Source organism: Streptomyces sp. NPDC037290 (assembly GCF_055603245.1).
This window is the reverse complement of record NZ_JBVJVZ010000001.1, coordinates 153,114-178,117: the sequence shown is the minus strand read 5'-3', so window position 1 is coordinate 178,117 and position 25,004 is coordinate 153,114. Positions and strand designations below refer to the sequence as shown.

General features: G+C 71.8%; 22 protein-coding genes and 2 pseudogenes. 18 read left to right on the top strand and 6 right to left on the bottom strand.

All coding sequences use genetic code 11. The features are described 5' to 3' along the window. Positions 1 to 107 precede the first annotated feature (107 nt). The 9 genes from ACZ7HQ_RS00825 to ACZ7HQ_RS00785 all read left to right on the top strand — a co-directional run bounded on the left by ACZ7HQ_RS00825 (position 108) and on the right by ACZ7HQ_RS00785 (position 10,779). Entirely contained in the window at positions 108 to 1,319 is a 1,212-nt protein-coding gene (locus tag ACZ7HQ_RS00825; RefSeq protein ID WP_470982929.1) for an ROK family transcriptional regulator, read from the top strand. A 46-nt stretch (positions 1,320 to 1,365) separates the two neighbouring features. Beyond that, positions 1,366 to 2,709 carry an ABC transporter substrate-binding protein gene (locus ACZ7HQ_RS00820; protein ID WP_470982926.1) on the top strand — a complete coding sequence of 448 codons (1,344 nt, stop codon included), beginning with the start codon at positions 1,366 to 1,368 and terminating at the stop codon, positions 2,707 to 2,709. A gap of 3 nt (positions 2,710 to 2,712) precedes the next feature. Next, positions 2,713 to 3,654: a carbohydrate ABC transporter permease gene (locus tag ACZ7HQ_RS00815; protein ID WP_470982924.1), complete on the top strand. Its 942-nt coding sequence runs from the start codon at positions 2,713 to 2,715 to the stop codon at positions 3,652 to 3,654. 2 nt (positions 3,655 to 3,656) lie between these two features. Continuing rightward, positions 3,657 to 4,553 carry a carbohydrate ABC transporter permease gene (locus ACZ7HQ_RS00810; RefSeq protein WP_470982922.1) on the top strand — a complete coding sequence of 299 codons (897 nt, stop codon included), beginning with the start codon at positions 3,657 to 3,659 and terminating at the stop codon, positions 4,551 to 4,553. A gap of 6 nt (positions 4,554 to 4,559) precedes the next feature. After that, positions 4,560 to 5,825 carry a 6-phospho-beta-glucosidase gene (locus ACZ7HQ_RS00805; RefSeq protein WP_470982919.1) on the top strand — a complete coding sequence of 422 codons (1,266 nt, stop codon included), beginning with the start codon at positions 4,560 to 4,562 and terminating at the stop codon, positions 5,823 to 5,825. Then, positions 5,816 to 6,787: an N-acetylglucosamine kinase gene (locus ACZ7HQ_RS00800; RefSeq protein ID WP_470982917.1), complete on the top strand. Its 972-nt coding sequence runs from the start codon at positions 5,816 to 5,818 to the stop codon at positions 6,785 to 6,787. The genes ACZ7HQ_RS00805 and ACZ7HQ_RS00800 overlap by 10 nt, the downstream gene beginning before the upstream one ends. Before the next feature lie 188 nt (positions 6,788 to 6,975). After that, complete coding sequence (locus ACZ7HQ_RS00795; RefSeq protein WP_470982915.1) at positions 6,976 to 8,409, top strand: hypothetical protein; 1,434 nt, start codon at positions 6,976 to 6,978, stop codon at positions 8,407 to 8,409. A gap of 14 nt (positions 8,410 to 8,423) precedes the next feature. Beyond that, positions 8,424 to 9,455, top strand: coding sequence for a glutamate ABC transporter substrate-binding protein (locus tag ACZ7HQ_RS00790; protein WP_470982913.1), 1,032 nt, complete (start codon positions 8,424 to 8,426; stop codon positions 9,453 to 9,455). A 43-nt stretch (positions 9,456 to 9,498) separates the two neighbouring features. Beyond that, positions 9,499 to 10,779 carry a hypothetical protein gene (locus ACZ7HQ_RS00785; RefSeq protein WP_470982911.1) on the top strand — a complete coding sequence of 427 codons (1,281 nt, stop codon included), beginning with the start codon at positions 9,499 to 9,501 and terminating at the stop codon, positions 10,777 to 10,779. A 19-nt stretch (positions 10,780 to 10,798) separates the two neighbouring features. On the opposite strand, the gene ACZ7HQ_RS00780 is transcribed toward ACZ7HQ_RS00785, so the two are convergent. Continuing rightward, positions 10,799 to 11,092 (bottom strand): hypothetical protein, encoded by a 294-nt coding sequence (locus ACZ7HQ_RS00780; RefSeq protein ID WP_470982909.1) that lies wholly within the window; start codon positions 11,090 to 11,092, stop codon positions 10,799 to 10,801. Between the two features lie 31 nt (positions 11,093 to 11,123). Between ACZ7HQ_RS00780 and ACZ7HQ_RS00775 the strand changes: the two genes are divergently transcribed. The 4 genes from ACZ7HQ_RS00775 (at position 11,124) to ACZ7HQ_RS00760 (ending at position 17,778) form a co-directional block, all read left to right on the top strand. Next, positions 11,124 to 13,403, top strand: a complete 2,280-nt coding sequence (locus tag ACZ7HQ_RS00775; RefSeq protein ID WP_470982907.1) for a serine/threonine-protein kinase — start codon at positions 11,124 to 11,126, stop codon at positions 13,401 to 13,403. Positions 13,404 to 13,406: 3 nt separating this feature from the next. After that, positions 13,407 to 14,756, top strand: a complete 1,350-nt coding sequence (locus ACZ7HQ_RS00770; protein ID WP_470982905.1) for a PP2C family serine/threonine-protein phosphatase — start codon at positions 13,407 to 13,409, stop codon at positions 14,754 to 14,756. Positions 14,757 to 14,836: 80 nt separating this feature from the next. After that, positions 14,837 to 16,177 carry a vWA domain-containing protein gene (locus tag ACZ7HQ_RS00765; protein WP_470982903.1) on the top strand — a complete coding sequence of 447 codons (1,341 nt, stop codon included), beginning with the start codon at positions 14,837 to 14,839 and terminating at the stop codon, positions 16,175 to 16,177. A 47-nt stretch (positions 16,178 to 16,224) separates the two neighbouring features. After that, positions 16,225 to 17,778, top strand: coding sequence for an FHA domain-containing protein (locus ACZ7HQ_RS00760; RefSeq protein ID WP_470982900.1), 1,554 nt, complete (start codon positions 16,225 to 16,227; stop codon positions 17,776 to 17,778). Positions 17,779 to 17,784: 6 nt separating this feature from the next. On the opposite strand, the gene ACZ7HQ_RS00755 is transcribed toward ACZ7HQ_RS00760, so the two are convergent. Then, a complete protein-coding gene (locus ACZ7HQ_RS00755) occupies positions 17,785 to 18,762 on the bottom strand; it encodes a methyltransferase domain-containing protein (protein WP_470982897.1) in 978 nt (325 codons plus the stop codon). Between the two features lie 83 nt (positions 18,763 to 18,845). On the opposite strand from ACZ7HQ_RS00755, the gene ACZ7HQ_RS00750 reads away from it, so the two are divergent. Continuing rightward, a complete protein-coding gene (locus ACZ7HQ_RS00750; protein ID WP_470982895.1) occupies positions 18,846 to 19,250 on the top strand; it encodes a globin in 405 nt (134 codons plus the stop codon). 41 nt (positions 19,251 to 19,291) lie between these two features. Here ACZ7HQ_RS00750 and ACZ7HQ_RS00745 read toward each other — a convergent pair whose 3' ends face one another. The 3 genes from ACZ7HQ_RS00745 to ettA are packed head-to-tail and all read right to left on the bottom strand — an operon-like array spanning position 19,292 to position 22,050. Next, positions 19,292 to 19,969, bottom strand: a complete 678-nt coding sequence (locus ACZ7HQ_RS00745) for a DUF8185 domain-containing protein (protein WP_470982893.1) — start codon at positions 19,967 to 19,969, stop codon at positions 19,292 to 19,294. Next, positions 19,966 to 20,379 carry an acyl-CoA thioesterase gene (locus tag ACZ7HQ_RS00740; RefSeq protein ID WP_470982890.1) on the bottom strand — a complete coding sequence of 138 codons (414 nt, stop codon included), beginning with the start codon at positions 20,377 to 20,379 and terminating at the stop codon, positions 19,966 to 19,968. The genes ACZ7HQ_RS00745 and ACZ7HQ_RS00740 overlap by 4 nt, the downstream gene beginning before the upstream one ends. A 6-nt stretch (positions 20,380 to 20,385) precedes the next feature. After that, on the bottom strand, positions 20,386 to 22,050 hold the full coding sequence (ettA, locus tag ACZ7HQ_RS00735; RefSeq protein WP_470982887.1) for an energy-dependent translational throttle protein EttA: 1,665 nt from the start codon (positions 22,048 to 22,050) through the stop codon (positions 20,386 to 20,388). A gap of 231 nt (positions 22,051 to 22,281) precedes the next feature. Between ettA and ACZ7HQ_RS00730 the strand changes: the two genes are divergently transcribed. Further along, complete coding sequence (locus tag ACZ7HQ_RS00730; RefSeq protein WP_470982885.1) at positions 22,282 to 22,776, top strand: HAD domain-containing protein; 495 nt, start codon at positions 22,282 to 22,284, stop codon at positions 22,774 to 22,776. On the opposite strand, the pseudogene ACZ7HQ_RS00725 reads toward ACZ7HQ_RS00730, so the two are convergent. Beyond that, a pseudogene (locus tag ACZ7HQ_RS00725) lies at positions 22,773 to 22,995 on the bottom strand (hypothetical protein). The gene ACZ7HQ_RS00730 and the pseudogene ACZ7HQ_RS00725 sit on opposite strands and share 4 nt — an antisense overlap. A gap of 17 nt (positions 22,996 to 23,012) precedes the next feature. On the opposite strand from ACZ7HQ_RS00725, the gene ACZ7HQ_RS00720 reads away from it, so the two are divergent. The 3 genes and pseudogenes from ACZ7HQ_RS00720 to ACZ7HQ_RS00710 all read left to right on the top strand — a co-directional run bounded on the left by ACZ7HQ_RS00720 (position 23,013) and on the right by ACZ7HQ_RS00710 (position 24,560). Next, the gene (locus ACZ7HQ_RS00720; RefSeq protein WP_470985130.1) at positions 23,013 to 23,288 is read left to right on the top strand and encodes a hypothetical protein; all 276 of its coding nucleotides are present in this window, start codon (positions 23,013 to 23,015) and stop codon (positions 23,286 to 23,288) included. A 231-nt stretch (positions 23,289 to 23,519) separates the two neighbouring features. Next, positions 23,520 to 24,261: pseudogene (locus ACZ7HQ_RS00715) on the top strand (GntR family transcriptional regulator). Then, entirely contained in the window at positions 24,258 to 24,560 is a 303-nt protein-coding gene (locus ACZ7HQ_RS00710; protein ID WP_470982883.1) for a hypothetical protein, read from the top strand. Before ACZ7HQ_RS00715 ends, ACZ7HQ_RS00710 begins: the two are co-directional and overlap by 4 nt. Positions 24,561 to 25,004 lie beyond the last annotated feature (444 nt).

Below are 25,004 nucleotides of genomic sequence, written 5' to 3'. Positions count from 1 at the left end.
TAGGAAACTTTCCTAACAGTGATCTTCCCGGGGCCGGTGATCAAGGCTGGACGCCGCGCCCGCGTCACTGAAAAGCTGGGTGGCTGGAAAGGCAGGTGTCGAACTCCATGGCAGGAACAGCCGGTACGCCGGGCACCCCGCGCGTGCTGCGCGCCATGAACGACCGCGCCGCCCTGGACCTCCTGCTGGCGCACGGCCCGCTGTCACGCACCCGGATCGGCAAGCTCACCGGCCTGTCCAAGCCCACCGCCTCGCAGCTGCTGGCCCGGCTGGAGGCGGCCGGACTGGTCCGGGTGACCGGCACCAGCGAGGGCCGGCCGGGCCCCAACGCCCAGCTGTACGCCGTCGATCCGGGTGCCGCGTACGCCGCCGGCCTGGACGTCACCCCGCACCGCATCCGCGCCGCCGTCGCCGACATCACCGGCCGCACGGTGGGTGAGTTCGAGCTGCCCACACCGGGGAGACGGCCCGTGCGGCCCGTCGTCCAGCAGGTCACCGACGCGCTCGACGGCGCCGTGAAGGCGGCCGGGCTCGCGCGGTCCGACGTGCACCGGCTGGTCATCGGCACCCCCGGCGCCTTCGACCCGAACACCGGGCGCCTGCGGTACGCCTCCCATCTGCCCGGCTGGCACTCCCCCGCCCTGCTCGACGAACTCGCCGCCGCCCTGCCGATGCCGGTCGAGTACGAGAACGACGTCAACCTCGTCGCCCTCGCCGAACAACGGCTCGGCGCCGCCCAGGGCCACGGGGACTTCGTCCTCCTGTGGAACGAGGACGGGCTCGGCGCCGCCCTGGTCCTCGGCGGCCGGCTGCACCGCGGCTGGACCGGCGGCGCCGGCGAGGTCGGCTTCCTGCCGGTGCCGGGCACGCCCCTGGTGCGGCAGGTGACCAAGGCCAACAGCGGCGGCTACCAGGAACTGGCCGGCTCCCAGGCCGTACCGAAGCTGGCCCGGGAACTCGGCATCCCCCACCTTCCGTCCGGGTCGCATCCGGAGGTCGCCGCCGAACTCATCGCCCGTGCCGCCGACCACACGAGCGGCCCCTACCGGGAGCTGCTGCAGACCTACGCGACCCGGCTGGCCACCGGTCTCGCCTCGCTCGTCTCCGTCCTCGACCCCGAACTCGTCGTCCTCAGCGGCTCCGCGCTGACGGCCGGCGGCGAGGTGCTGCGCGCCCTCGTCCAGGCCGAGCTGGAGGAGCTGGCCGCCGCCCGCCCCCGGCTGGTCGTCGGCGGCGTCCGCGAACACCCCGTACTGCGCGGCGCGTTGGAGTCCGCGCTCGTCACCACCCGCGACGAGGTCTTCGACACCTCGCGCTAGAGCGCCCCCCTCTTCCACCCACCCCGTCCCCCTGGGAGACCCCGCCATGCCCGAAGCCATACCGTCTGCTGCCCGAAAAGCAGCTTTTGCCCTGACTGCTTCCCTGGCCCTGTTCACCACCGCGTGCACCGGGCAGTCGGGCTCCGGCGCCACGGACGACGCCTCGAAGGACACGACGATCAACTTCTGGCACGCCTGGAGCGCGCCGAACGAGGTGAAGGCCGTCAAGTCACTGGTCGCCGGCTTCGAGAAGGCGCACCCCAACATCCACGTGCACGTCGTCGGCAACATGACCGACGACAAGATCAACCAGGCGCTGCGGTCGGGCGGCGACGAGGCCCCGGACGTCATTTCCTCCTTCACCACCAACAACGTCGGCAAGTTCTGTTCCTCCGGCGCGCTGGTCGACCTCAACCCCTTCTTCAAGAAGTCGGACATCGACCCGGAGACGACGTTCCCGAAGCCGATGAACGAGTACACCCAGTTCGAGGGGAACCGCTGCACGGTGCCGCTGCTCGGTGACGCCTACGGGCTCTACTACAACAAGACGGCGTTCAGGAGGGCCGGCCTCGCGAACCCGCCCAGGACCTGGTCCGAGTTCGAGACCGACGCCAAGAAGCTCACCATCGCCCAGGGCGACGGCTACAGGCAGCTGGGCTTCATGCCGGACTACCACGGCTGGGAGACCACCACCGAGCACTACTTCGCGCAGTTCTCGCCGACGTACTTCGCCAGGGACGGAAAGTCGAACCTCGCCAAGGACCCGGCCTTCGAGAAGGGCTTCGCCCTCCAGAAACGGCTCGTGGACGGACTCGGCGGGTTCCAGAAGCTGGAGAGGTTCCGGGCGACGCTCGGTGACGAATGGGGTCCCAAGCACCCCTTCCACACCGGTCAGGTCGCCATGCAGCTCGACGGCGAGTGGCGGCTCGGGATGGCCGAGCAGGCAGGGACGAAGTTCGACATCGGCGTCGCCCCGCTGCCCGTGCCCGACGACCAGGCCGCGCAGTACGGCAAGGGCTACATCACCGGCACCGTCGCGGGCATCGCCGCCACCAGCCACAAGCAGAACGCGGCCTGGGAGTTCGTCAAGTACATCACCACCGACACGGACGCCGTGGTCGGATTCGCCAACGACATCCACAACGTGCCGTCCACCCTGGCCGCGCTGAGGTCCCCGAAGCTGAAGTACGACCCGCGCTTCAAGACGTTCCTGGACATCGCCGCCCATCCGGACTCCACCACGTCACCCGCCTCCCTCAACGGCGGCCAGTACCTGGTGACGATCCAGCAGCTCGGCTACGACTACGAGAGCGGCAAGATCACCGATCTGAAGGCCGGCCTGAAGACGGCGGCCGCACAGATCGACACGGACATCGCGCAGGCGAAGTAGCCGATGAGCGCGGTCACTCTCGCGTCGAAACGCCGTCGCGCGGCGCTTCGCACGGTCGCCTTCATGTCGCCCTGGCTGATCGGCTTCGCGGTCTTCTTCGCGTATCCGCTGATCTCGACGGTCTATTTCTCCTTCATGCACTACGACGGCTTCCGGCCGCCGACGTGGAGCGGGGGCAAGAACTGGACCTACGTCTTCGAGCACTACCCGCTGTTCTGGCCCGCCCTGCGCAACACGCTGTGGCTGGTCGTCGTGGTGGTGTCCCTCCGGGTCCTCTTCGGGCTGGGCGTCGGCCTGCTCATCACCAAGATCAAGACGGGGACGGGTGTCTTCCGCACCCTGTTCTACCTGCCGTACCTGGCCCCGCCGGTCGCGGCGACCATGGCCTTCGCCTTCCTGCTCAACCCCGGTACGGGCCCGGTCGACTCGCTCCTGGAGAAGGCCGGCGTCCCGGCGCCGGGCTGGTTCAACGACCCCGCCTGGTCCAAGCCGGCCCTCACCCTGCTCTTCCTCTGGGGCATCGGCGACCTGATGGTCATCTTCATGGCCGCGCTGCTCGACGTGCCGGCGGAGCAGTACGAGGCGGCCGAGCTGGACGGCGCGTCCGCGTGGCAGCGGTTCCGGTACGTCACGCTGCCGAACATCTCCCCGATCGTGATGTTCGCCGCGGTCACCGGCGTGATCCAGACCATGCAGTGCTACACCCAGCCCCTGATCGCGGGGAAGGTCGCCTCCGGGGTGATCCAGGGCGCGGGCACCCAGTTCGAGCCCGGCTACCCGGACAAGTCCACGCTCACCCTCCCCCAGCTCGTCTACAACCTCGGCTTCCAGCGCTTCGACTACGGCTCCTCGTGTGTCGTCGCCCTGGTCCTCTTCGTCCTGTCGATGGCGTTCACCGCACTGCTGATGCGGCGCCGGGGCGGTCTCATCCAGGCAGGTGACTGACCATGACCCAAGTACTCGACCAGCCGGTGAAGCCGGCACCGCCGGTCGTGTCCGTGGCCGAGCGCTCGGCCCGGCGCCGCGCGCTCCTCGAATGGATCGCGATCCACTCCCTCGGCGTCGCCGCCGCGCTGTTCTTCGTGCTGCCCTTCGTGTTCGTGTTCCTGACCTCGCTGATGAGCGACTCCCAGGCGCTGAGCCGGGACCTGGTCCCGCACACCTGGGAGTGGGGCAACTACCAGAAGGTCTTCGACACGCCCGGCTTTCTGACCTGGTGGAAGAACACGCTGATCTACGCCGGCCTCGGCACCGTCCTGACCGTGGTCTCGTCCGTCCCGGTGGCGTACGCGCTCGCCAAGCTCCGCTTCCGGGGCCGCAGTCTCTCCCTCATGCTGGTGATCTCGATGATGATGCTGCCCCCGCAGGTGATCATCATCCCGATGTACTTGTTCTGGGCGAAGCAGCTGGACCTCTCGGGCACGCTGTGGCCCCTGGTCATACCGCTGGCGTTCGGCGACGCGTTCTCCATCTTCCTGTTGCGCCAGTTCCTGATGACGATCCCGAACGAGTACCTGGACGCGGCGAGGGTCGACGGCTGCGGTGACCTCAGGACCCTGCTGAAGGTCGTCCTGCCGATGGCGAAGCCGGGCATCGCCGCCGTCGCCCTCTTCCAGTTCTTCAACGCGTGGAACGACTACTTCGGCCCCCAGATCTACGCCTCGGAGAACCCCGGCGCCTGGACCCTGTCCTACGGCCTGGAGTCCTTCAAGGGCGCCCACCACACCGACTGGAACCTCACCATGGCCGCGACCGTGCTGGTCATGGCCCCCGTGATCCTCGTGTTCTTCTTCGCCCAGAAGGCGTTCGTGGAAGGCGTCACGCTCACCGGAGTGAAGGGTTAACCCTGTATGAAACTCACCGTGGTCGGCGGAGGCTCGACCTACACCCCCGAACTCGTCGACGGCTTCGCACGCCTCAGGGACACCCTGCCCATCGAGGAACTGGTCCTCGTGGACCCGGCCGCCGAACGCCTGGAACTGGTCGGCGGCCTGGCCCGGCGCATCTTCGCCAAGCAGGGCCACGGCGGCCGGATCGTCACCACCGCCGACCTGGACGCCGGCGTCGAGGGCGCCGACGCCGTGCTGCTGCAGCTGCGCGTCGGCGGCCAGGCGGCCCGGCAGCAGGACGAGACCTGGCCGCTGGAGTGCGGCTGCATCGGCCAGGAGACCACCGGCGCGGGCGGCCTGGCCAAGGCGCTGCGCACGGTTCCGGTGGTGCTGGACATCGCCGAGCGGGTGCGCCGTACCAACCCGCGGGCCTGGATCATCGACTTCACCAACCCGGTCGGCATCGTCACCCGCGCCCTGCTCCAGGCCGGGCACCGGGCGGTCGGACTGTGCAACGTGGCGATCGGCTTCCAGCGGAAGTTCGCGGGCCTGCTCGGCGTGACCCCGGCGGATGTGCACCTCGCCCATGTGGGCCTCAACCACCTCACGTGGGAAACAGGTGTGCGCCTGGGTGGCCCCGAAGGCGACAACGTCCTCCCGAAGCTTCTCGGAGAGCACGGCGACGCGATCGCCGACGACCTCCGCCTCCCGCGCCCCCTCCTGGACCGCCTGGGCGTGGTCCCCTCCTACTACCTGCGCTACTACTACGCCCACGACGAGGTCGTACGCGAACTGCGCACCAAGCCGTCCCGCGCCGCCGAGGTGGCCGCCATGGAGCGCGAGTTGCTGGAGATGTACGGCGACCCGGCCCTGGACGAGAAGCCCGCGCTGCTCGCCAGGCGCGGCGGGGCCTACTACTCGGAGGCGGCCGTGGACCTGGCGGCGGCCCTGCTCGGCGGGGGCGGCAGCCCGTACCAGGTGGTGAACGCGTTCAACCGGGGCACGCTGCCCTTCCTGCCCGACGACGCGGTGATCGAGGTGCAGGCGGCGGTCGGCCCGGCCGGCCCGGCCCCGCTGCCGGTCCCGGAGCTGGACCCCCTGTTCGCCGGTCTGGTCGCGAACGTGACGGCGTACGAGGAGCTGGCCCTGGAGGCGGCGCTGCGCGGCGGCCGCGACCGCGTCTTCCGCGCCCTGCTCGCCCATCCGCTGATCGGCCAGTACGCGTACGCCGACGCCCTCACCGACCAGTTGATCGCACACAACCGGGAGCACCTCGCGTGGGCCTGACCTCGACCGTGCTCGCCATCGACGCGGGCAACAGCAAGACCGACGTGGCCGTGGTCACCGCCGCCGGGGAGGTGCTGGCCACGGCCCGCGGCGGCGGCTTCCGCCCGCCCGCGGTGGGGGTGGCGGCGGCGCTGGACACGCTGGCCGAACCGGTCGCGCGGGCCTTCGCGGACGCCGGCGTCACCTCGGTCTCGCATGTGTCGGCCTGTCTGGCCAACGCCGACCTCCCCGTCGAGGAGGAGCAGTTGGCCGCCGCGCTCCGGGCACGCGGCTGGGGTCAGTCGGTTCAGGTGCGCAACGACACCTTCGCGATCCTGCGGGCGGGCGTCGCCGAGCCGCGCGGGGTGGCCGTGGTGTGCGGGGCGGGCATCAACTGCGTCGGCATGCGCCCCGACGGCCGTACCGCGCGCTTCCCGGCCATCGGCCGCATCTCCGGTGACTGGGGCGGCGGCTGGGGCCTGGCCGAGGAGGCCCTCTGGCACGCGGCCCGCGCGGAGGACGGCAGGGGCGGCCCGACGGCCCTGTCCCGCACTCTGCCCGCGCACTTCGGCCTGCCGACGATGTACGCGCTGATCGAGGCGCTGCACCTGGAGCACGTCGACCACGACCGCCGGCACGAGCTGACTCCGGTGCTCTTCGCCACGGCCACCGGGGGCGACGGGGTGGCCCGCGCGATCGTCGCGCGGCTCGCGGAGGAGGTGGCGGTCATGGCCACGGTGGCGCTGACCCGCCTCGACCTGCTGGAGGAGGAGACGCCGGTCCTGCTCGGCGGCAGCGTCCTGACGGCCGGGCACGCCCTGCTCGACGACGGCATCCGCGCCCTGCTGACGGCCCGCGCCCCGAAGGCCGACGTCCGCGTGGTCACGGCGAGCCCGGTCCTGGGCGCGGCCCTGCTGGGCCTGGACCGGCTGGGCGCGACGGCACAGGCGCGGGAGCGGGCGCGGGGGCACTGGGAGGGGTAGCGACTTGACGGGGCACCGTCGCGTGGGCGCGCGGCGCATCCCGTGGCGGAGGGGAACCGAACAGATGCTCCCGGCGTGTTCATGAGCGGCGCACACTGCGATCCGATCAAGATCCAGTGAAGGCCGGTGCAGATGTCAGTCCGTGCGGCGATACTTGGCGGCGAACGGATGACCATGGGGGAGGTCAAGTGACACACCCGCCGAAGAGCGCGGCACCGCCAGCGGTGGGCCCCGGCGTGCCCGCCGCCCCCGGCATCCCCCCGCAGTCCGCCCGGCCGGCCCCCGTGGGCTCCCCCGCGCCGCCCACCCGGCGGACCGCCTTCGCCGAGGGCGTCGACCGGCTGCGGGCCGCGGCGACCACCGAGCCGGGGCGGCTGCGGATCATCGGCGCCTTCCTGGCGCTGCTGGTCGTGGCGTTCGGCGCGGTCAGCGCCTGGCAGGCCAGTGAGCGGACGGCCGCCGCCGACGACGTGCTGCACCGCAGCCAGCCGCTCAGTTCGGGTGCCGCCGACATCTACCGTTCGCTGGCGGACGCCAACACGGCCGCGTCCAGCGGCTTTCTGGCGGGTGGCCAGGAGACGGCCGCCTCCCGGGACCGGTACGAGAAGGACATCAGGACCGCGGCCGCCGGGCTGGTGACCGCGGCCGCCAACGCCGAGCCGGGCTCCGCCTCCGAGGCGACGATCGCCAAGCTGAACAAGCTGCTGCCCGAGTACAAGGGGCTCGTCGAGCGGGCCCGGACCTACAACCGCCAGGGATATCCGGTCGGCGGCGCCTATCTGCGCTACGCCAACGAGAAGATGCAGCAGGAGATGCTCCCGGCGGCGGAGGATCTCTACACCAAGGAGAACGCCCGGCTCGACGCCGACTACGCGGACGCGACGCCGTACCCGTGGATCGCCATCGCGCTCGGCGTGCTCGCGCTGGCCGCGCTCGGCTGGGCCCAGCACCGCACGTACCGGCGGACGAACCGCGTGCTCAACCACGGTCTGGTCGCGGCCGGCGCCGGCACCGCCGTCGCCCTGCTGTGGCTCGTCGTCGGGCACGCGGTGGCCCGCGCGGAGCTGAACGGCTCCTACGACCACGGCGTCCGCTCGCTGACCGTGCTGCACGACGCCCGCATCGCCTCCCTGAAGGCGCGCGGCAACGAGAACCTGAGCCTGGTGGCGCGCGGCGCCGAGACCATCACGGTCGGCGGAAAGACGTACGACGCCTACTACTACGACTTCGACAAGGACATGGGCGTGCTCGGCAAGGGGCTGACCCGGGCGCAGACGCTCGCCGACGACCAGGGCGGCCGTACGCCGGTGAAGGCGGCCGAGGGCAACATGGCGGTGTGGAAGCAGCGCCATGCCTCCGCCCGCGCCGAGGACGAGAACGGCAACTACCAGCAGGCGCTGGACAAGGTCATCGGCGCCAAGGGTGCCACCGGCGAGTGCTTCGACAGCGTCGACCGCAATCTCGCCCAGGCCATCGACCACGAGCAGGGCGAGTTCCAGCGGGCCGCCGGAGACGGCCGGGATGCCATGGCCGGGCTGCCGGTCGGCGTGGCCGTGCTCGCGGTGCTCGGCGCGGCCGGCGCGGTGGCCGGCATCGGGCGCAGACTCTCGGAGTACCGGTGACAGGGGGCATGACGATGTACGCGGCACGTGTACGGGCCTCCCTGCGGGGCTGGGGCGGGGTCGGCGCGATGGCGGTGCTGTGCGCGCTGGCGCTGGCCTTCGTCCTGCTGCTGCCGTGCACCCAGCAGCCCCCAGGGCATCCCGGGCGCAGCGGTCAGGCCGTCGCCCACGGCCTGCAGGCCCGCGCCGGGGACTGCCGGGACTCCGAGGCGCAGGACCAGACCCTGGCGCCGTCCGGAGCGGACGGGCCGACCATCGACGCGATCAAGGCCCGTACGGGCGCCAAGCGCAAGCTGATCGTCGGTGTCGACCAGAACAGCTACCACTGGGGCTACCGCAACCCGAACACCGAGGGCACGGAGCTGGAGGGCTTCGACATCGACCTGGTGCACCGGATCGCGCAGGACATCCTCGGCGACCCGGAGGCGGTGCAGTTCAAGGCGATACCGACCAGCCAGCGGATCTCCGCGATCCAGGACGGGCGGGTGGACATGGTCGTGCGGACCATGACGATCACCTGCGACCGGCTGTCCCAGGTCGCGTTCTCCGCCCCCTACTTCAAGACCGGGCAGCAGGTCCTCGCGCCCAAGTCGTCGTCCGTCACGGGCTACAACGGCACCCTCGCGCACCAGCGGATCTGCACGGCGGCCGGTTCGACGGCGTACACCAAGCTGGACGCCGACAGGAAGAGCGGTGCCCTGCCCGCCTCCACGGACATCTCCACCACCGTCCCGAACCAGCTGGACTGCCTGGTCAGGCTGCAACTCGGCGAGGTGGACGCGGTGGTGACCGACGGCGCGCTCGCCGCCAGCCAGGCCGCCCAGGACCCGACCGTCGAACTGAAGGGCGCGGCGTTCACGACCGAGTACTACGGCGTGGCGATGAAGAAGGACGCATCCGATCTGGTACGCCGGGTCAACCGCGTTCTGGTGGGCTACCGCGCCAGCGGCTGGCAGGCGTCGTACGACACCTGGCTGTCGGCGACACTGGGGAAGGACTCGAGCGCGTCCAAGCCGCCCGCGCCGCGGTATCTGCGGACGAGTTGAGCCACATCCGACCGGAACACTTGATGGCAGCGAGAGGTGATCGATGGGCGTCACGGACCCCGCCGGGCCGGTGATGGACCGGGACGAGGTGGACCGTGCGCTGGCGCGGCTCGGCCAGGAGCACGAGGCGATCGAGACCTCGCTGCTGGCGCTGCAGGACCACGCGGGCCGCAGACTCCTCGAAGGCGCCGACCTGACCGGTGTGACCCGGGACCGCTGGCAGGCGACGGAGGCGCGGATCACCCTGCTGTGGGGGTACTTCGACGCGTACGCCGACGCGCTGCGCGCTGCCCGCGAGATCCGCGCCCGGCGCCGCTGGTCCAGCCGCGAGGACCTCGCGGAGCTGACCGAACTGCTGCGCGGCGAGTCCGTCACCATCCCCGGTGGCGGCAACGGCAGGCTCAGCGAGTCCTTCTCGCTGACCGCGCTGGTCGACCGGATGAACGAGCTGTACGCGACGAGCCTGGACCTGGTCGTGACCGCCGACGCGGTGTGGTCGGCGCTGCCCGCGCGGATCGATTTACTCGCCGCGGAACTCCAGCGCACCCGCAAGCTCGCGCACTCCGTCGGCGTACGCCCTGGAGAGCATCCGGCCGGCGACGACCTGGAGCGGATCACGCGCACGCTGACCAGGCTCAGGCAGGACGTGGTCTCGGACCCGCTCGCCTTCTGGATGCCGGCCGAGGGCAGTTCGGCGCCCGGCGGCGGCCGGCCGGACACCACCGTGTACGACCGTGAGGCGCGCGCCCTGGAGGACGTGCGCCGGGAGATCGACGCCGTGCTCACGGTCCGGCAGGACGCGGAGGCGCGGCTGATCCGGCTGCGGGACGTGCTCTCGCGCGCCGACCGCACCCTCGCCGAGGCCCGCACCGCGCGCGGCGAGGTGCTGGCGAAGATCGCGGCGACCGAGGTGCCGGTGGTCAGCGGGCCGCCGACCGTACTCCAGGAGCAGCTGGCGACGGCGGCCGAATACCGGCGGCAGGGGCAGTGGCACCGGCTCTCCCCGCTGCTCGAATCCCTGGAGCAGAAGGCGGAGGACGAACTGCTGCGCGCCCGCGAGTCGTTGACCGCGGTGACCGCGCCGCTCGCGGTCCGCGCCGAGCTGCGCGGCCGGCTCGACGCGTACAGGGCGAAGGTGTCCCGGCACGGACTCGCGGAGGACCCGTTCCTGGTCGAGCGGTACGACGCGGCCCGCCGCATGCTGTGGAGCGCGCCCTGCGACCTGCGGGTGGCCGAACAGGCGGTGCTGCGCTACCAGCAGTTGGCGGCGGAGCTGCTCGGTGGTGCGGGGGCACCGGAGGACCGTAAGGGGGACCAGTCATGAGCCAGCCGGGGCAGAGCTGTCAGCGGCCGGGCTGCGAGGGCGTGTACGAGGACGTCGGCGGCGGTGAGCTGTACTGCGACACCTGCGGCCTCGCACCGGTCGTCTCGGCGAGCGGGATGGTCGGCTCGCCCGCGACCGGGCTGACCAGGGGCGCGGCGGACAGCGGCAGTTCGCGCAGCAGCTCCCGTACGTCCTCGCAGTCCTCGAAGTCGCGCCGCTCGGTGTCCGGGCGGCTGTCCCGCTCCCTGTCGGGCCGGTCCACCGGGCGCTCGGTGTCGGTGCGCAGCTCCGGCTCCTCCTCCGGCACGTCCACCCGCGGACGCCTCGGCGCCGGGCTGGTGAACGTGCCGCAGGTACCCCGGCCCGACCCCCGCGCGATGGTCCTGGACCACCCCGAGGTGCCCGAGCGGAAGCGGTTCTGCTCGCGGTCCGACTGCGGGGCGCCGGTGGGCCGGGCCCGGGGCGACCGGCCGGGGCGCACGGAAGGTTTCTGCACCAAGTGCGGGCACCCCTACTCCTTCGTGCCGAAGCTGAAGGCCGGGGACGTGGTGCACGGCCAGTACGAGGTCGCGGGCTGTCTCGCGCACGGCGGACTCGGCTGGATCTACCTCGCCGTGGACCGGGCGGTCTCCGACCGGTGGGTGGTGCTCAAGGGTCTGCTGGACACCGGCGACCAGGACGCGATGGCGGCGGCGATCTCGGAGCGGCGCTTCCTCGCGGAGATCGAGCACAACAACATCGTGCGGATCTACAACTTCGTCGAGCACCTGGACCAGCGCACCGGCTCCCTCGACGGCTACATCGTCATGGAGTACGTCGGCGGCAAGTCCCTGAAGGAGATCGCCAACGCCCGCCGCACACCGGAGGGCCGCCGGGACCCGCTGCCGGTGGAGCAGGCGTGCGCGTACGGCATCGAGGCGCTGGAGGCCCTCGGCCACCTGCACAGCCGCAACCTCCTCTACTGCGACTTCAAGGTCGACAACGCCATCCAGACCGAGGACCAGCTCAAACTGATCGACATGGGTGCCGTGCGCCGCATGGACGACGACGAGTCGGCGATCTACGGCACGGTCGGCTACCAGGCGCCGGAGGTCGCCGAGGTCGGTCCGTCGGTGGCGAGCGACCTCTACACGGTGGGCCGTACGCTCGCGGTCCTCACCTTCGACTTCCAGGGCTACACGAACGTCTACGTCGACTCCCTGCCCGACCCGGACACCATCGACGTCTTCCGCCGCTACGAGTCCTTCTACCGGCTGCTGGTACGCGCCACGGACCCCGACCCGGCCCGCCGGTTCGCCTCCGCGCAGGAGATGGCCGAACAGCTGACCGGCGTACTGCGCGAGATGGTCTCGCTGCAGACAGGGCAGGCACGGCCCGCCCTGTCCACGCTGTTCGGTCCCGAGGTGAGGGTCACGGACCGGGAGTTGTTCCCCACGCTGGACGGGGACGTGTCCCGGCTGGGGGCGCGGGAGGTGCGGGGCCGCAGGCGGAGGGCCGCCGGCGCGCCGGTGGCGGCCGGTTCCGGGGCCGGTGGGCCCGCGCAGGGGGCGGTGGTCCCCGCGGCCGGGGCCACGGGAGCGGGAGCGCCGGGCGGGACGGCCGGACCGGGAGCCGTGGTGCCCGCGCCGGGGCCCGCCGGGTCCGCAGCCGGCCCGTATCCGCCCGCGCCCGTGCCGCCCGTGCTCGTCAAGCCCGTCGACTCCCCCGCCACCGCGCTCGCCCTGCCGGTCCCGCTGGTCGATCCGGGCGACCCCAACGCCGGTTTCCTGGCAGGGCTGATGACCTCCGCGCCGGCCGAGCTGATCAGCGCGCTGGACGCGGCGCCGACCCAGACCGTGGAGACCCGGCTCCGGCAGATCCGCGCCCGGCTCGAGAGCGGCGATCACCAGGCCGCGCTGATGAGCCTGGCCAAGCTGGACGAGGAACGGCCCGAGGACTGGCGGGTGGTGTGGTACCGGGGCATGGCCGCCCTGGTCACCGGTGACTTCGAGGGCGCCGCGCTGGCGTTCGACGCGATCTACGACGCCTTCCCCGGCGAGGCCGCGCCGAAGCTCGCACTCGGCCTGTGCGCGGAGGTGCTCGGCCAGCTGGACAACGCGGCCGAGTACTACCACCTGGTGTGGGCGACCGACCCCAGCTTCGTCAGCGCCGCCTTCGGACTCGCCCGGGTGCAGCTCGCGGCGGGGAACCGGCACGGTGCCGTACGGACCCTGGAGTCGGTACCGGAGTCGTCCATCCACTACACGTCCGCCAGGGTCGCCGCCGTCCGGGCGCGGCTCAGACAGCGCACCGCCGTCGCCGGTGACGTACCGTTCCTGGACGACCTGACGGCCGCCGCCGGGCAGGTCGAGGCGCTGGACGCGTACGGTCTGGACCCGGCGCGGCGCGAGCAGTTGTCGGCGGAAGTCCTCGGCAGTGCGCTGGACTGGATACTCTCCGGTGGCCAGGGCACCCCGCCCGCCGCCGGGGGACGGGTGCTGCTGGGCAGCGGTCTGGACGAGCGGGACCTCCGCTTCGGCCTGGAGCGCGCCTACCGCACGCTGGCCCGGCTGGCGCCCGGCGGCGAGGAGAGGATCGAACTGGTGGAACGGGCCAACCGTTACCGCCCCCGGACGTGGGTGTAGTTGATGTCGCAGATGCCCCAGCAGGCCGCGCTGCCGAAGTGCCCGAGCTGCGCGGAGCCCGTCGAGTCGGGTGACCTCTTCTGCGGAGCGTGCGGATACGACCTGTCCGTCGTGCCCGCGCCGCCGCAGGACCATCCGACGCTGACCATGACCGGCTCGGCGACCGGCTCCCCGGCGGACGGCGTGGACTGGCCCGCCCCCGAGCCGGAGAGTCCCGGCACGCCGCCGGCGGTGCACCTGCCGGCCGACCTGCCCGGCACCGACTCCGGCGGCTCGCCGCTGCGCGAGCACGAGTCCGGCTCCGGGCGGGGTGCGGAGCAGCAAGCCGGCTCCGGCGTGCGCTTCGACCGGCCCGAGGAGCCCGAGGAGTACCCGCTGCAGGCGCCCGACCCGCGCGTGGCCGAGAACCTGGAGAGCCCGGCCCCGCCCGAGGAGCCGGCGCGGGTGTGCGTGGCCTGCCGGGCGGGCCGGGTGGACGACGACGGCTACTGCGAGAACTGCGGGCACGCCCAGCCCCGTGAACGCGACCACATGGAGCGGGAGTCGGGCCCGGTGGCCGCCGTCAGCGACCGGGGCCTGCGCCACCACCGCAACGAGGACGCCTTCGCCGTCGGCCAGACCACACTCCCCGACGGCACCCCGGCCGTGCTCGCGATCGTCTGCGACGGCGTGTCCTCGGCGACGCGTCCCGACGACGCGTCAACGGCCGCGTCCCAGGCCGCGGGTGACACCCTGCTGGCCGCCCTGCCGCGCGGCACGCATCCGCAGACGGCGATGCACGAGGCGATCGTCGCGGCCGCGCAGGCCGTCAACGCGCTCGCCGAGGAACCCGCCACCGCCCGCGAGCACACCCCGCACCAGAACGCCCCGGCCTGCACGATCGTCGGCGCGGTGGTCGCCGCCGGGCTGCTGGTCGTCGGCTGGGTCGGCGACAGCCGCGTCTACTGGGTGCCGGACGACCGCGGCGCACCGGCGGCCCGGCTGACCGAGGACGACTCCTGGGCCGCGCAGATGGTCGCCGCCGGCCTGATGAGCGAGGCCGAGGCGTACGCCGACGAGCGCGCCCACGCGATCACCGGCTGGCTCGGTGCGGACGCCTACGAGCTGGAGCCGCACACGGCGTCGTTCAAGCCCGACCGGCCCGGTGTCGTGGTGGTGTGCACCGACGGCCTGTGGAACTACGCCGAGACGGCCGAGGAGATGTCCGAGGTCATCCCCCTGGACGCGGCGACCCGCCCGCTGCACGGCGCCCGGGTCCTGGTCGGCCACGCCCTGGACGGCGGGGGCCACGACAACGTAACAGTGGCGGTCGTGCCGTTCCCGGCGCCGCCGCAGGGGGCAGGATCGGCCTGAGGCCACGGGGCGGAGGGGACCGGCCCGTTCACAGCCATCGCCCTGCTTCGGCAGGGCGGCCAAGGGGGATTTGAGTACGCATGGCCAATTTCGCGAAGTCGCATGTGCCGCAGTTCTCGATGGACGTCTACCAGAACGAGTACCTGCCGGAGGGCGGGCGCGAGGTCAACGCCATCGTCACCGTGACGGCGACCGGTGGCGGCACCATCGGCAGCACCGCGGCCCCGGTGTACGCGCAGGGCCGCGGCCCGTCCGCCGCGGTGGCGATCATGGTGGACTGCTCCGGCTCCATGGACTATCCGCCGGCCAAGATGCGGGGCGCCCGGGACGCCACGGCCGCCGCGGTCGACGCGCTGCGCGACGGCACCCACTTCGCGGTGATCGGCGGCACACATGTGGCCAAGGAGGTGTATCCGGGCGGCGGGCGGCTCGCGGTCGCCGACGCCACCACCCGCGAGCAGGCCAAGCAGGCGCTACGACGGCTCAGCGCGGGCGGCGGTACGGCCATCGGCACCTGGCTGCGGCTCGCCGACCAGCTGCTGAACTCGGCGGACGTCACCATCCGGCACGGCATCCTGCTCACCGACGGCCGCAACGAACACGAGTCGCCCCAGGATCTGAGGGCCGCCCTTGAGACCTGTGCCGGACGGTTCACCTGTGACGCGCGGGGCGTGGGCACCGACTGGGAAGTGAAAGAAGTCACAGGCATCGCCTCCGCGCTGCTCGGCACGGCCGACATCGTCGCCGACCCGGCCCATCTCGCCGCCGACTTCACGCGGATGATGGAGACGGCGATGGGCAAGGAGGTCGCGGACGTCTCCCTCCGGGTGTGGACGCCGGTCGGCACGACCATCCGGTTCGTCAAGCAAGTCGCCCCCACCGTCGAGGACTTGACCGCCCGCCGCGCCGAGGCCGGACCGCGCGCCGGGGACTACCCGACCGGGTCCTGGGGCGACGAGTCCCGGGACTACCACCTGTGCGTGCAGGTGCCGCCGGCCGGTCTCGGCCAGGAGATGCTCGCCGCACGGGTCTCGCTGGTCGTGCCGCAACCGGACGGATCGGTACAGAACCTCGGCGCGCAGGGCCTCGTACGGGCCGTGTGGACGGACGACATGACGGCCTCCACCTCGATCAGCCCCCAGGTCGCCCACTACACGGGGCAGGCCGAACTGGCGCAAGCCATCCAGCAAGGGCTGGATCTTCGCAAAGCGGGCGATTTCGATGGCGCAACGGCCAAACTGGGACGCGCTGTTCAGCTCGCCAGTGCCTCCGGGAACACAGATACTGCGAAACTGCTTGCGAAGGTGGTGGACGTGGTCGACGCCGCGACAGGTACTGTGCGGTTGAAGACGAAGGTCGCAGAGGCGGATGAGATGACTCTGGAGACCCGGTCCACAAAGACTGTTCGTGTAAAGAAGTGACCCTCACGAACTGGCCCTGAAAGCGTAGGAGAAGGGGAAGCGCCGACATGCCGACCTGCCCGAACGGACACCAGTCGGGTTCCGACGACTGGTGCGAGGTCTGCGGTCACCGCATGGCCGGTGCCGTACCTCCGCCCCCTCCGCCGCCCCCGCCCGCGGGTGGTTACGGCTTCCCGCCCCCGCAGGGCGGCCCGGCCGGCGGTCGCCCGCCGGCCGCCTCCGCGCCGGAGGCGGAGCTGTGCCCGCAGTGCCGTACGCCCCGTGAGGGCGGCGCGCCGTTCTGCGAGGAGTGCCGGTGGAACTTCCTGACCAACACGGCCACCTCGTACACCCCGGCGGCGCCGCGCTCGCCGCAGCCGCGGTTCCAGCCGCCGAGCGCGACGTACGGCGGCGGTGACGGGTACGAGTACCAGGGCTCGCGGCCCTCGCAGGTGAACCGGCCCGCCGAGCCCATCCCGTCGTTCGGCAGCGAGCCGTCGGGCCCGACGCCGTTCGGCGGCGACCGCGGCCCGTCGGGTCCGCCGCCGACCTCCCCCGGCCCGTCCGGTCCGGGCGGCTTCGGCGCCGTCCCCGGCCAGGGCCAGGGCCAGGGCTCCGGTGGCCCTTCCCGCCCCTCCGGCTTCGGCGGCCCGGCCCAGGACCCCGGCGGTCCCTCCGGCTTCGGCAGCGGCCCGGGACAGGGCCCGGGCTCCGGTGGTCCCTCCGGCCCCTCCGGCTTCGGCGGCCCCGCCCAGGGCCCCGGTCAGGGTCAGGGACCCGCCGGTCCGCCGCCGTTCGGCCGTGAGCCGTCCGGTCCCGGCGGCCCGTTCGGCTCCGGTGGCCCCGCTCCGACCCAGGGCGGCCCCCACGCGCCCGGTCCCTCCGGCTTCGGCGGCGATCCCTCGCGTCCGGTGCCCCCGCCGCCCGGCCCGACGCCGCACGCCGGTCCCGGTGGTGCCCCGCAGGCCTATCAGCAGTCCGGTCCGCCCGCGCCGCCCGCGTTCCCGCGCGAGACCGGCCGGCCCCCGGTCGGCGGTCCGCCCTCCGGTGGCCCGTCCTTCGGCGGCCGTGACGACGACTGGGTGATCTCCCCGCCCTCGTCCGGCGGCCCTGCCGGCGGCCCCGGGGGGGCTCAGGGCGGCGGGTACGGCTACCCGCAGCCCGGCAGCCCGCAGGCTCCGGCCACCCCCGGCTTCCCGCAGCAGCCCGCGGGACCGGTCACCTGGACGGCGACCATCGGCCCCGACCGCGACTACTTCATGGCGATGATGCAGCGCTCGGGCCCCGAGGCCGCGGGCCTGAACCTGCCCGCGTACTCGCCCGCGCAGCAGCGCACGCTCAGCGGCAACCAGGTCACCATCGGGCGCCGTCGGCACTCCACCGGCGACACCCCCGACATCGACCTGGCGGTGCCGCCGGAGGACCCGGGCGTCTCGCACCAGCACGCGGTGCTGGTGCAGCAGCCGGACGGCAACTGGGCCGTCGTCGACCAGAACTCGACCAACGGCACCACGGTCAACATGTCCGAGGAACCGATCCAGCCGTTCGTACCGGTTCCGCTGCAGGACGGCGACCGGGTGCACGTGGGCGCCTGGACGACGATCACCGTCCGCCGGGCCTGACGGCGCTCAGGTGAGGGGCCAGGCGTACGGCCCCTCCGGCTCGTCCAGCCACGACCACGTGTGCTCGCCGCCGACCGTGACCCCGTACCGTTCGCGCTCCGGCATGCCCTCGCGCTCCCACAGCGCGTAGGCCTCCTGCGGATCGAGGGTGCCCCGGGTGAGGGCGAGCAGGAAGCGGAACGTCTCCTGCTCGCGGGCCCGGCCCGGCAGCCCGGCGAGCGACACGCCCTCCGGCTGCGGCCTGCCCTCGCCGCGCAGCGGTACGAAGTAGGCCGCCGTGGGCAGGAACCGGCCCTCGCCGTGTGCCTGGTCCCGCACCGTGAGCGCGAGCAGGCCGGTGGCCAGCGGGGTCAGGATCCGGGCACCGGGGCGGCACTGGGCGAGCCAGGCGCGCGGCACCGTGGACAGCTCGCAGGTGGCGATGATCCGGTCGAACGGGGCGCGCTCGGGCACCCCGCGCGCGCCGTCGCCGGTGACGACGGCCGGGTGGAAGCCGGCCGCCTCCAGGTGCCGGCGGGCCGACTCGGTGATCTCCGGGTCCAGGTCGACGGTGGTGACGAGGTCGTCGTCGCCGAGCCGGTGGGCGAGCAGGGCCGCGTTGTAGCCGGTGCCGGCGCCCACCTCCAGGACCCGGTCCCCCTCCCCGACCTCCAGCGCGACCAGCATCCGCGCCATCAGGGAGGGCTGGCTGCTGGAGGAGACCAGCTCGCCGTCGCGCAGCCGGGTCGCCAGCGGTACGTCCGCGTAGGCGCCGCGCACCCAGCGTGCGCGGGTCTCCGGGTCGGGGCTCTCGCCCCAGCGGCGCTCGTAGCCGCGGGCACCGGCGACGTAGTAGTACGGCACGAACAGGTGCCGGGGCACCGCCGCGAACGCCTCCCGCCACACCGGGTCCTCGGCGAAGGCTCCCTCGGCGTCGATCTCCTGCACCAGCGCGTCCCGCGCGACGGCGGCCAGACGGTCGGTCTCGGTGTCGTAGGCGCCCATGGGTCCACAGTAGGCGCGGCCGTGGCCCGGGCCGGGGTCCTAAGCCTCGAGTCCTGGGTCACCCGGTCTGAGACCATGTACAGGTGAATGAGATTCGGCGCGGCACGCTTCAGGAGCAGACCTTCTACGAGCAGGTCGGCGGGGAGGACACCTTCCGCCGGCTCGTCCACCGTTTCTACGAGGGAGTCGCCGGGGACCCGATCCTCAAGCCGATGTACCCGGAGGAGGACCTGGGACCGGCCGAGGAGCGCCTCGCCCTGTTCCTGATGCAGTACTGGGGCGGCCCCACCACCTACAGCGACAACCGCGGCCACCCCCGGCTGCGCATGCGGCACGCCCCGTTCACCGTGGACCGGGCGGCGCACGACGCCTGGCTGAGGCACATGCGGGCGGCCGTCGACGAACTCGGGCTCTCCGAGGAGCACGAGACGATCCTGTGGAACTACCTGACGTACGCCGCCGCATCCATGATCAATACCCCTGACTGAACCGGGCGCGGGGCCGGACGGCACGCGGTGGGCGCGGCGGCTCAGCGCACGCTGACACCCAGTGAGCCGAGCCCGGCCCGCCGTACGGCGACGGATCCGTAGGGGGTGCGCAGCCTGAGCCACGCCCCCGAGGAGAACAGCCCGGTGTCGGCCGGATCGGCGCCCGGCCGCAGGAAGCCCAGGGACTGCGCCGCGTGCGCGGCCCGCACCGGGAGCCCGGTCCGCCCTATCTCCCGGGACCAGATGTCCCGGCCGATCCGGTCCAGCTCCGCGCGGGTACGCCCGTCCGGCGCCAGGTCCTCCGTACGCGACCGGAACTCGGCGACCGCCGCGGCGACGGTCGCCCGCAGCACGTCCGGGGCCGGCAGCCCCGGCTCGGGCCGCCAGCCGCCGCGCGGCGGCAGCACCCCGGCCCACGGCGGACCGGTGACCGCGGCCGGTACGGCGGCGGTGGCGGCGCGCTCGTCCACGGACTCCAGGAACTCACCGGCGGACACGGTCACGTCGAGGGTGGCGTCGAGCCCGTCCTCGTACGGCTTCGCCAGCCGCACCGCGCGGACGGCCAGCACCTCGAAGGAGGGCGGCCGGCCGAAGACGGCGAGCGTCGTGCCGGCCGCCTGCAGTCGCACCGCGGCTCCACGGTCGTAGTGGAGCAGCCGGGAGAGGAAGGCGGCGAGGTCGGCCGCCTCCGTCTCGTCGGCCAGGTGCAGCACCGTCATGCGGCGACGGCCTCCTCGTCGGCGTCGTCCCGGTACTTCTGGAGGAACTCCCGCTCCTCGGTGGTGATCCGGCGCGGCCGCTGCCCCTCGAAGTCGAAGGGGACGACCACGGTCGCGGCCCGTACGTAGATCAGGTCCTGGTCCTTCACCTCGTAGCGGACGGTGAAGGACGCGGCCTTGATCTCCGTGACCCACAGCTCGATGTCCACGGGCGTGGGCCGGTGGACGAGCTGCCGCTTGTAGTCGATCTCATGGCGCGCCACCACGGACCCCTGCTTGGACTCCTTGCCCCGCAGGGACAGGAAGTCGATGCGAGCCTCCTCCAGATAGCGGAGGAAGATCGCGTTATTGACATGTCCGTACGCGTCCATGTCCGACCAGCGCAGCGGGCAGCGATAGATGTGGCGCAAGACCGATCAGCCCCGGGTCAGCTTCTTGTAGGTGGCGCGGTGCGGACGCGCGGCGTCCGGACCGAGCCGCTCGATCTTGTTCTTCTCGTACGACTCGAAGTTGCCCTCGAACCAGAACCACTTCGACTCACCCTCGTAGGCGAGGATGTGCGTGGCGACCCGGTCCAGGAACCACCGGTCGTGGGAGACGACCACGGCGCAGCCGGGGAACTCCAGCAGCGCGTTCTCCAGGCTGGAGAGGGTCTCGACGTCGAGGTCGTTGGTGGGCTCGTCGAGGAGCAGCAGGTTGCCGCCCTGCTTGAGGGTCAGCGCCAGGTTGAGGCGGTTGCGCTCACCACCGGAGAGGACACCGGCCGGCTTCTGCTGGTCCGGGCCCTTGAACCCGAAGGCGGACACGTACGCGCGGGACGGCATCTCGACCTGTCCGACGTTGATGTAGTCGAGCCCGTCGGACACGACCTCCCACAGCGTCTTCTTGGGGTCGAGGTTCGCGCGGCTCTGGTCGACGTAGGAGATCTTGACGGTCTCGCCGACCTTGATGTCACCGGAGTCCGGGGTCTCCAGGCCCTGGATCATCTTGAACAGCGTGGTCTTGCCGGCGCCGTTCGGGCCGATGACGCCCACGATGCCGTTGCGCGGCAGCGTGAAGCTGAGGCCGTCCACGAGGACCTTCTCACCGAAGGCCTTGCTGAGCTTGTCGACCTCGACGACGACGTTGCCCAGACGCGGGCCCGGCGGGATCTGGATCTCCTCGAAGTCCAGCTTCCGCATCTTGTCGGCCTCGGCGGCCATCTCCTCGTACCGCGCGAGACGGGCCTTGGACTTGGCCTGGCGCCCCTTGGCGTTGGAGCGCACCCACTCCAGCTCTTCCTTGAGCCGCTTCTGCCGCTTGGCGTCCTTCTGGCCCTCGACCTTGAGACGGGTGGCCTTGGTCTCCAGGTACTTGGAGTAGTTGCCCTCGTAGCCGTGCAGGCGGCCGCGGTCGACCTCGCAGATCCAGCCGGCCACGTTGTCCAGGAAGTACCGGTCGTGGGTGACGGCGACGACGGTGCCCGGGTACTTGGCCAGGTGCTGCTCCAGCCAGTTCACCGACTCGGCGTCGAGGTGGTTGGTGGGCTCGTCGAGGAGCAGCAGGTCGGGGGCCTCGAGCAGCAGCTTGCAGAGCGCGACGCGGCGCTTCTCGCCACCGGAGAGGTTGGTGACGGGCCAGTCGCCGGGGGGGCACCCCAGGGCGTCCATGGCCTGCTCCAGCTGGGCGTCCAGGTCCCACGCGTTGGCGTGGTCCAGCTCCTCCTGCAGCTTGCCCATCTCGTCGAGCAGCGCGTCGGAGTAGTCGGTCGCCATCAGCTCGGCGATCTCGTTGAACCGGTCGAGCTTGCCCTTGATCTCGGCGACACCGTCCTGGACGTTCTCCAGGACGGTCTTCTCCTCGTTCAGCGGGGGCTCCTGCAGCAGGATGCCGACGCTGTAGCCGGGAGACAGGAAGGCGTCACCGTTGGACGGCTGCTCCAGCCCCGCCATGATCTTCAGCACGGTCGACTTACCGGCACCGTTCGGGCCGACGACACCGATCTTCGCTCCCGGCAGGAAGCTCAGGGTGACGTCGTCGAGGATCACCTTGTCGCCGTGCGCTTTGCGCGCCTTGCGCATGGTGTAAATGAACTCAGCCAAGAGAAACCGTCCGGCAGCTTGAAATCTGGCAGTGGGCAGATACACCCCATCTTGCCGTACGGCCACCCCTGGGCGGAAACGCGTTGGGGCGGGCGGCTCTGACCTGGGGTTTCTCTGATGGGGGCTGCGGCTCGCCTGTCACTGCCGGTCGCCGTTGGGTGGCCTCGGGCACCCTCGCACGGCCCAGGAAACAGAGTCCCCGCCGCCACCGCGGCGGGCTATCGTGCCGCTGTGGCCGGCGCAACGGAGCGCCCCATCCTCTTCCTCGACGTCGACGGTCCGCTCATCCCGTTCGGAGCGTCGTACGGCTCCTCGACGCCTCTCGATCAGGGCAACCCGCTGCTTGATCGGCTGGACCCCGGCATCGGATCGAGTCTCCTCGCCCTGGGCTGCCCTCTCGTGTGGGCCACGACGTGGATGGAGGACGCGAACGAGGCCGTCGCTCCGCGCCTGGGACTGCCGAAGCTGCCCGTGGTGGAGTGGCCGGACGCCGGCGCCGACGACGGACCCCGCGGCCTGCACTGGAAGACCCGCCCCTTGGCCGAGTGGGCCGATGGTCGACCGTTCATCTGGGTCGACGACGAAATCAGCCCCATGGACCGTGCCTGGGTCGATGCACAGCACCGTGGGCCGTCACTGCTTCATCGCGTCGACCCGAGCAGAGGACTCGTAGACGCCGACTTCTCCACACTCGCCGATTGGCTCGCTGCTGAGGGCGCCGGCTAACGGTTGATCGGGATCTCGTACACGATCTCGCAGTGGGCGGCGGGCACCACGATGTCCGCCGTCTCGACGGGCCGCCCCTGGTCGCTGTAGTACGTCCGCCGGATGTGCGTGACGAGCGCGGCCTTCCAGCACACCCTGGGAGATCAGCAGCTCCTGCGCGCGGCGGACGACGTTCTCGCCCACGCCACACTCCTGGCCGATCTGAGCGCGGGAGGGCAGACGGTCCCCCGGCTCCCATACGTGCTCCGCGAGCGGCCATCGCTGCCCGGCTGTCCGCCGTCGGTCTCGCCGCGCGCGTGGAGGAGCACGACCGGTACGCGTCGGTCGAAGCAGAGGTGCCGGGCTCGCTCTCCGCCGATGCATGGCGGGAGGTCCTGGAAGCGGTGGCGGGAGCCGATCGGTTCGGTCTCGTCGCCACCAGCCTGGACGGCCGCACCCTCTGGGCGGTCGTACGCAAAGCGGTCCCCACGACGGGCGATGTCGGGGGACCTGCCATCAGCGACAGGAGTTGAGTAGCGTGCTCAACCGTATCCGCCGTGCCGTCTCGCTCACCAGAGCGCGGTACGCCCCCAAGGGCAGGCGTCGCCGCCCCTTAACGCCCTTCCGGCCCCCGGCCACGACCGCTCCGGGGCGAAGAGAACGCGCTCGTCCGCCCATACGTGCTGGCTCGGGAAGAACGAGTACGGCCGCATGTGGTGGTGGTCGCTTCGCACCTGCCCGCTGAAGCCTGGTCATTCCTCGCGGTGACCCGGCCCGTGCCTCCACGCCATTACGACATCGCCGACGATCTACGGCAGCAGATCACGACCGGTCGCATGAAGCCGGGCGAACGTCTTCCGTCCGAGACCGGCCTCGCCGACCGATACAAGGTCAGCACGGTGACACTGCGGCGCGCCTCGCGGTCCTCCAAGCCAAGGCCTCGTCGAGAAGGTCCACGGCAAGGGGAACTTCGTTCGTCGCCCACCACGCAAGATCGTGTACGTCGGCGGATGGGGGACGCTGGACCCGTGGACCGCTGCTGAAGCGGCCCTGCGCGTCACCGTGCGCACCACCACGGTTCCGGCAGACAGCCACCTGACGACGTTACTCAAGGTACCGACGGGCAGTCCACTCACTGAGTTCTTCTGCGTCAGCCACGAGGAAGAGTCACCGCGCGGCCTGGCCCGCATCTACATCCCGCACGACCTGGTCCCGGCCGGAGCGCTGGACAGCGAACCCTCCTGGCAGGAGACCGCCCTACGACTCGCCGTTCTGGGCTCGCCGCCGGCAACCGTCCGGGAGACGGTATGTGCCCGCCCACCAACGCCGGACGAAGCATCGACCCTCCGGACCGGCTCCTCCAAGGCAGTCCTCGCGATCACGCGCGTCGCGACCGATACCGCCGGGCGAGTCGTCGAGGCCGCCCTTCTGGCGTTCCCAGGGGATCGCGTCGACGCGGTCTTCACCACCCACCACGTGATCGACGAGAGGCAGACGCAAGGATGACGGCACCGAACAAACTACGCCTCCTCCCGTGGTCGGGGCCGGAAGGCAAGCCCTGCTACCTGAACACCGACGACAAGGGCGGCTACATGTCCCGTCTGGCGGACAACATCGAAGCGGTACAACTGGGAAGGGCTGCCGAGCTGCTGGAGCATGCCTCGGACGCCCTCGGCAACCGGGACCAGGGCCCGGAGGACCTGCGGCGGTTGGCCAAGGAACTGACCGGGGCATCGCGAGACGTGCTCCGCGTTGCAACGAGCTGCGGTCGCCTCCTGGCAGTGAGGGACTCTCATCGCCCCTGAAGAGGCCGGCGCGTTCAACGGCTACAGCCTGCTCAGTGCGGCCTAACTCGCCGGTCTACTGATCAAGGGTCTCGCTGGCCAGCGGGACTTCTGTCGTTGTCGGTTGGAGTCGGTTGGCCTCGGACGGCCCAGGTATCGCGCCGAGGGTACGTACCGGGAAGGCGTGTCACCTGCTACGGGCAGCGACGATGCCCAGAATCACCAAGGCCACGAAGAACATCGCTACGCAACCGCCTATGGCGCTCTCCGCCTCCGCGACGATCCCCTTGGGCCTCGGGCGGGATTTCTCGTAGTCCTGCATCCCTCGCGCTACCGCACTCAAAGTAGCCGCCTCGACTGGCGGTGTCCTGGGCCCGGTCCGTGCGGACCAACACACTTTCCAAGTCTGTTGGTGCCTTGCTGGGCAGAGTGCAGGGCCGTTCACCTGCGTTCAGGGGCGGGTGA

Bases quoted from the DNA above. Each gene is read 5' to 3' on its own strand.
- ACZ7HQ_RS00825 (WP_470982929.1), top strand. From the start codon at position 108: ATGGCAGGAACAGCCGGTACGCCGGGCACCCCGCGCGTGCTGCGCGCC.
- ACZ7HQ_RS00820 (WP_470982926.1), top strand. From the start codon at position 1,366: ATGCCCGAAGCCATACCGTCTGCTGCCCGAAAAGCAGCTTTTGCCCTG.
- ACZ7HQ_RS00815 (WP_470982924.1), top strand. From the start codon at position 2,713: ATGAGCGCGGTCACTCTCGCGTCGAAACGCCGTCGCGCGGCGCTTCGC.
- ACZ7HQ_RS00810 (WP_470982922.1), top strand. From the start codon at position 3,657: ATGACCCAAGTACTCGACCAGCCGGTGAAGCCGGCACCGCCGGTCGTG.
- ACZ7HQ_RS00805 (WP_470982919.1), top strand. From the start codon at position 4,560: ATGAAACTCACCGTGGTCGGCGGAGGCTCGACCTACACCCCCGAACTC.
- ACZ7HQ_RS00790 (WP_470982913.1), top strand. From the start codon at position 8,424: ATGTACGCGGCACGTGTACGGGCCTCCCTGCGGGGCTGGGGCGGGGTC.
- ACZ7HQ_RS00785 (WP_470982911.1), top strand. From the start codon at position 9,499: ATGGGCGTCACGGACCCCGCCGGGCCGGTGATGGACCGGGACGAGGTG.
- ACZ7HQ_RS00770 (WP_470982905.1), top strand. From the start codon at position 13,407: ATGTCGCAGATGCCCCAGCAGGCCGCGCTGCCGAAGTGCCCGAGCTGC.
- ACZ7HQ_RS00765 (WP_470982903.1), top strand. From the start codon at position 14,837: ATGGCCAATTTCGCGAAGTCGCATGTGCCGCAGTTCTCGATGGACGTC.
- ACZ7HQ_RS00760 (WP_470982900.1), top strand. From the start codon at position 16,225: ATGCCGACCTGCCCGAACGGACACCAGTCGGGTTCCGACGACTGGTGC.
- ACZ7HQ_RS00755 (WP_470982897.1), bottom strand. From the start codon at position 18,762: ATGGGCGCCTACGACACCGAGACCGACCGTCTGGCCGCCGTCGCGCGG.
- ACZ7HQ_RS00745 (WP_470982893.1), bottom strand. From the start codon at position 19,969: ATGACGGTGCTGCACCTGGCCGACGAGACGGAGGCGGCCGACCTCGCC.
- ACZ7HQ_RS00710 (WP_470982883.1), top strand. From the start codon at position 24,258: ATGACGGCACCGAACAAACTACGCCTCCTCCCGTGGTCGGGGCCGGAA.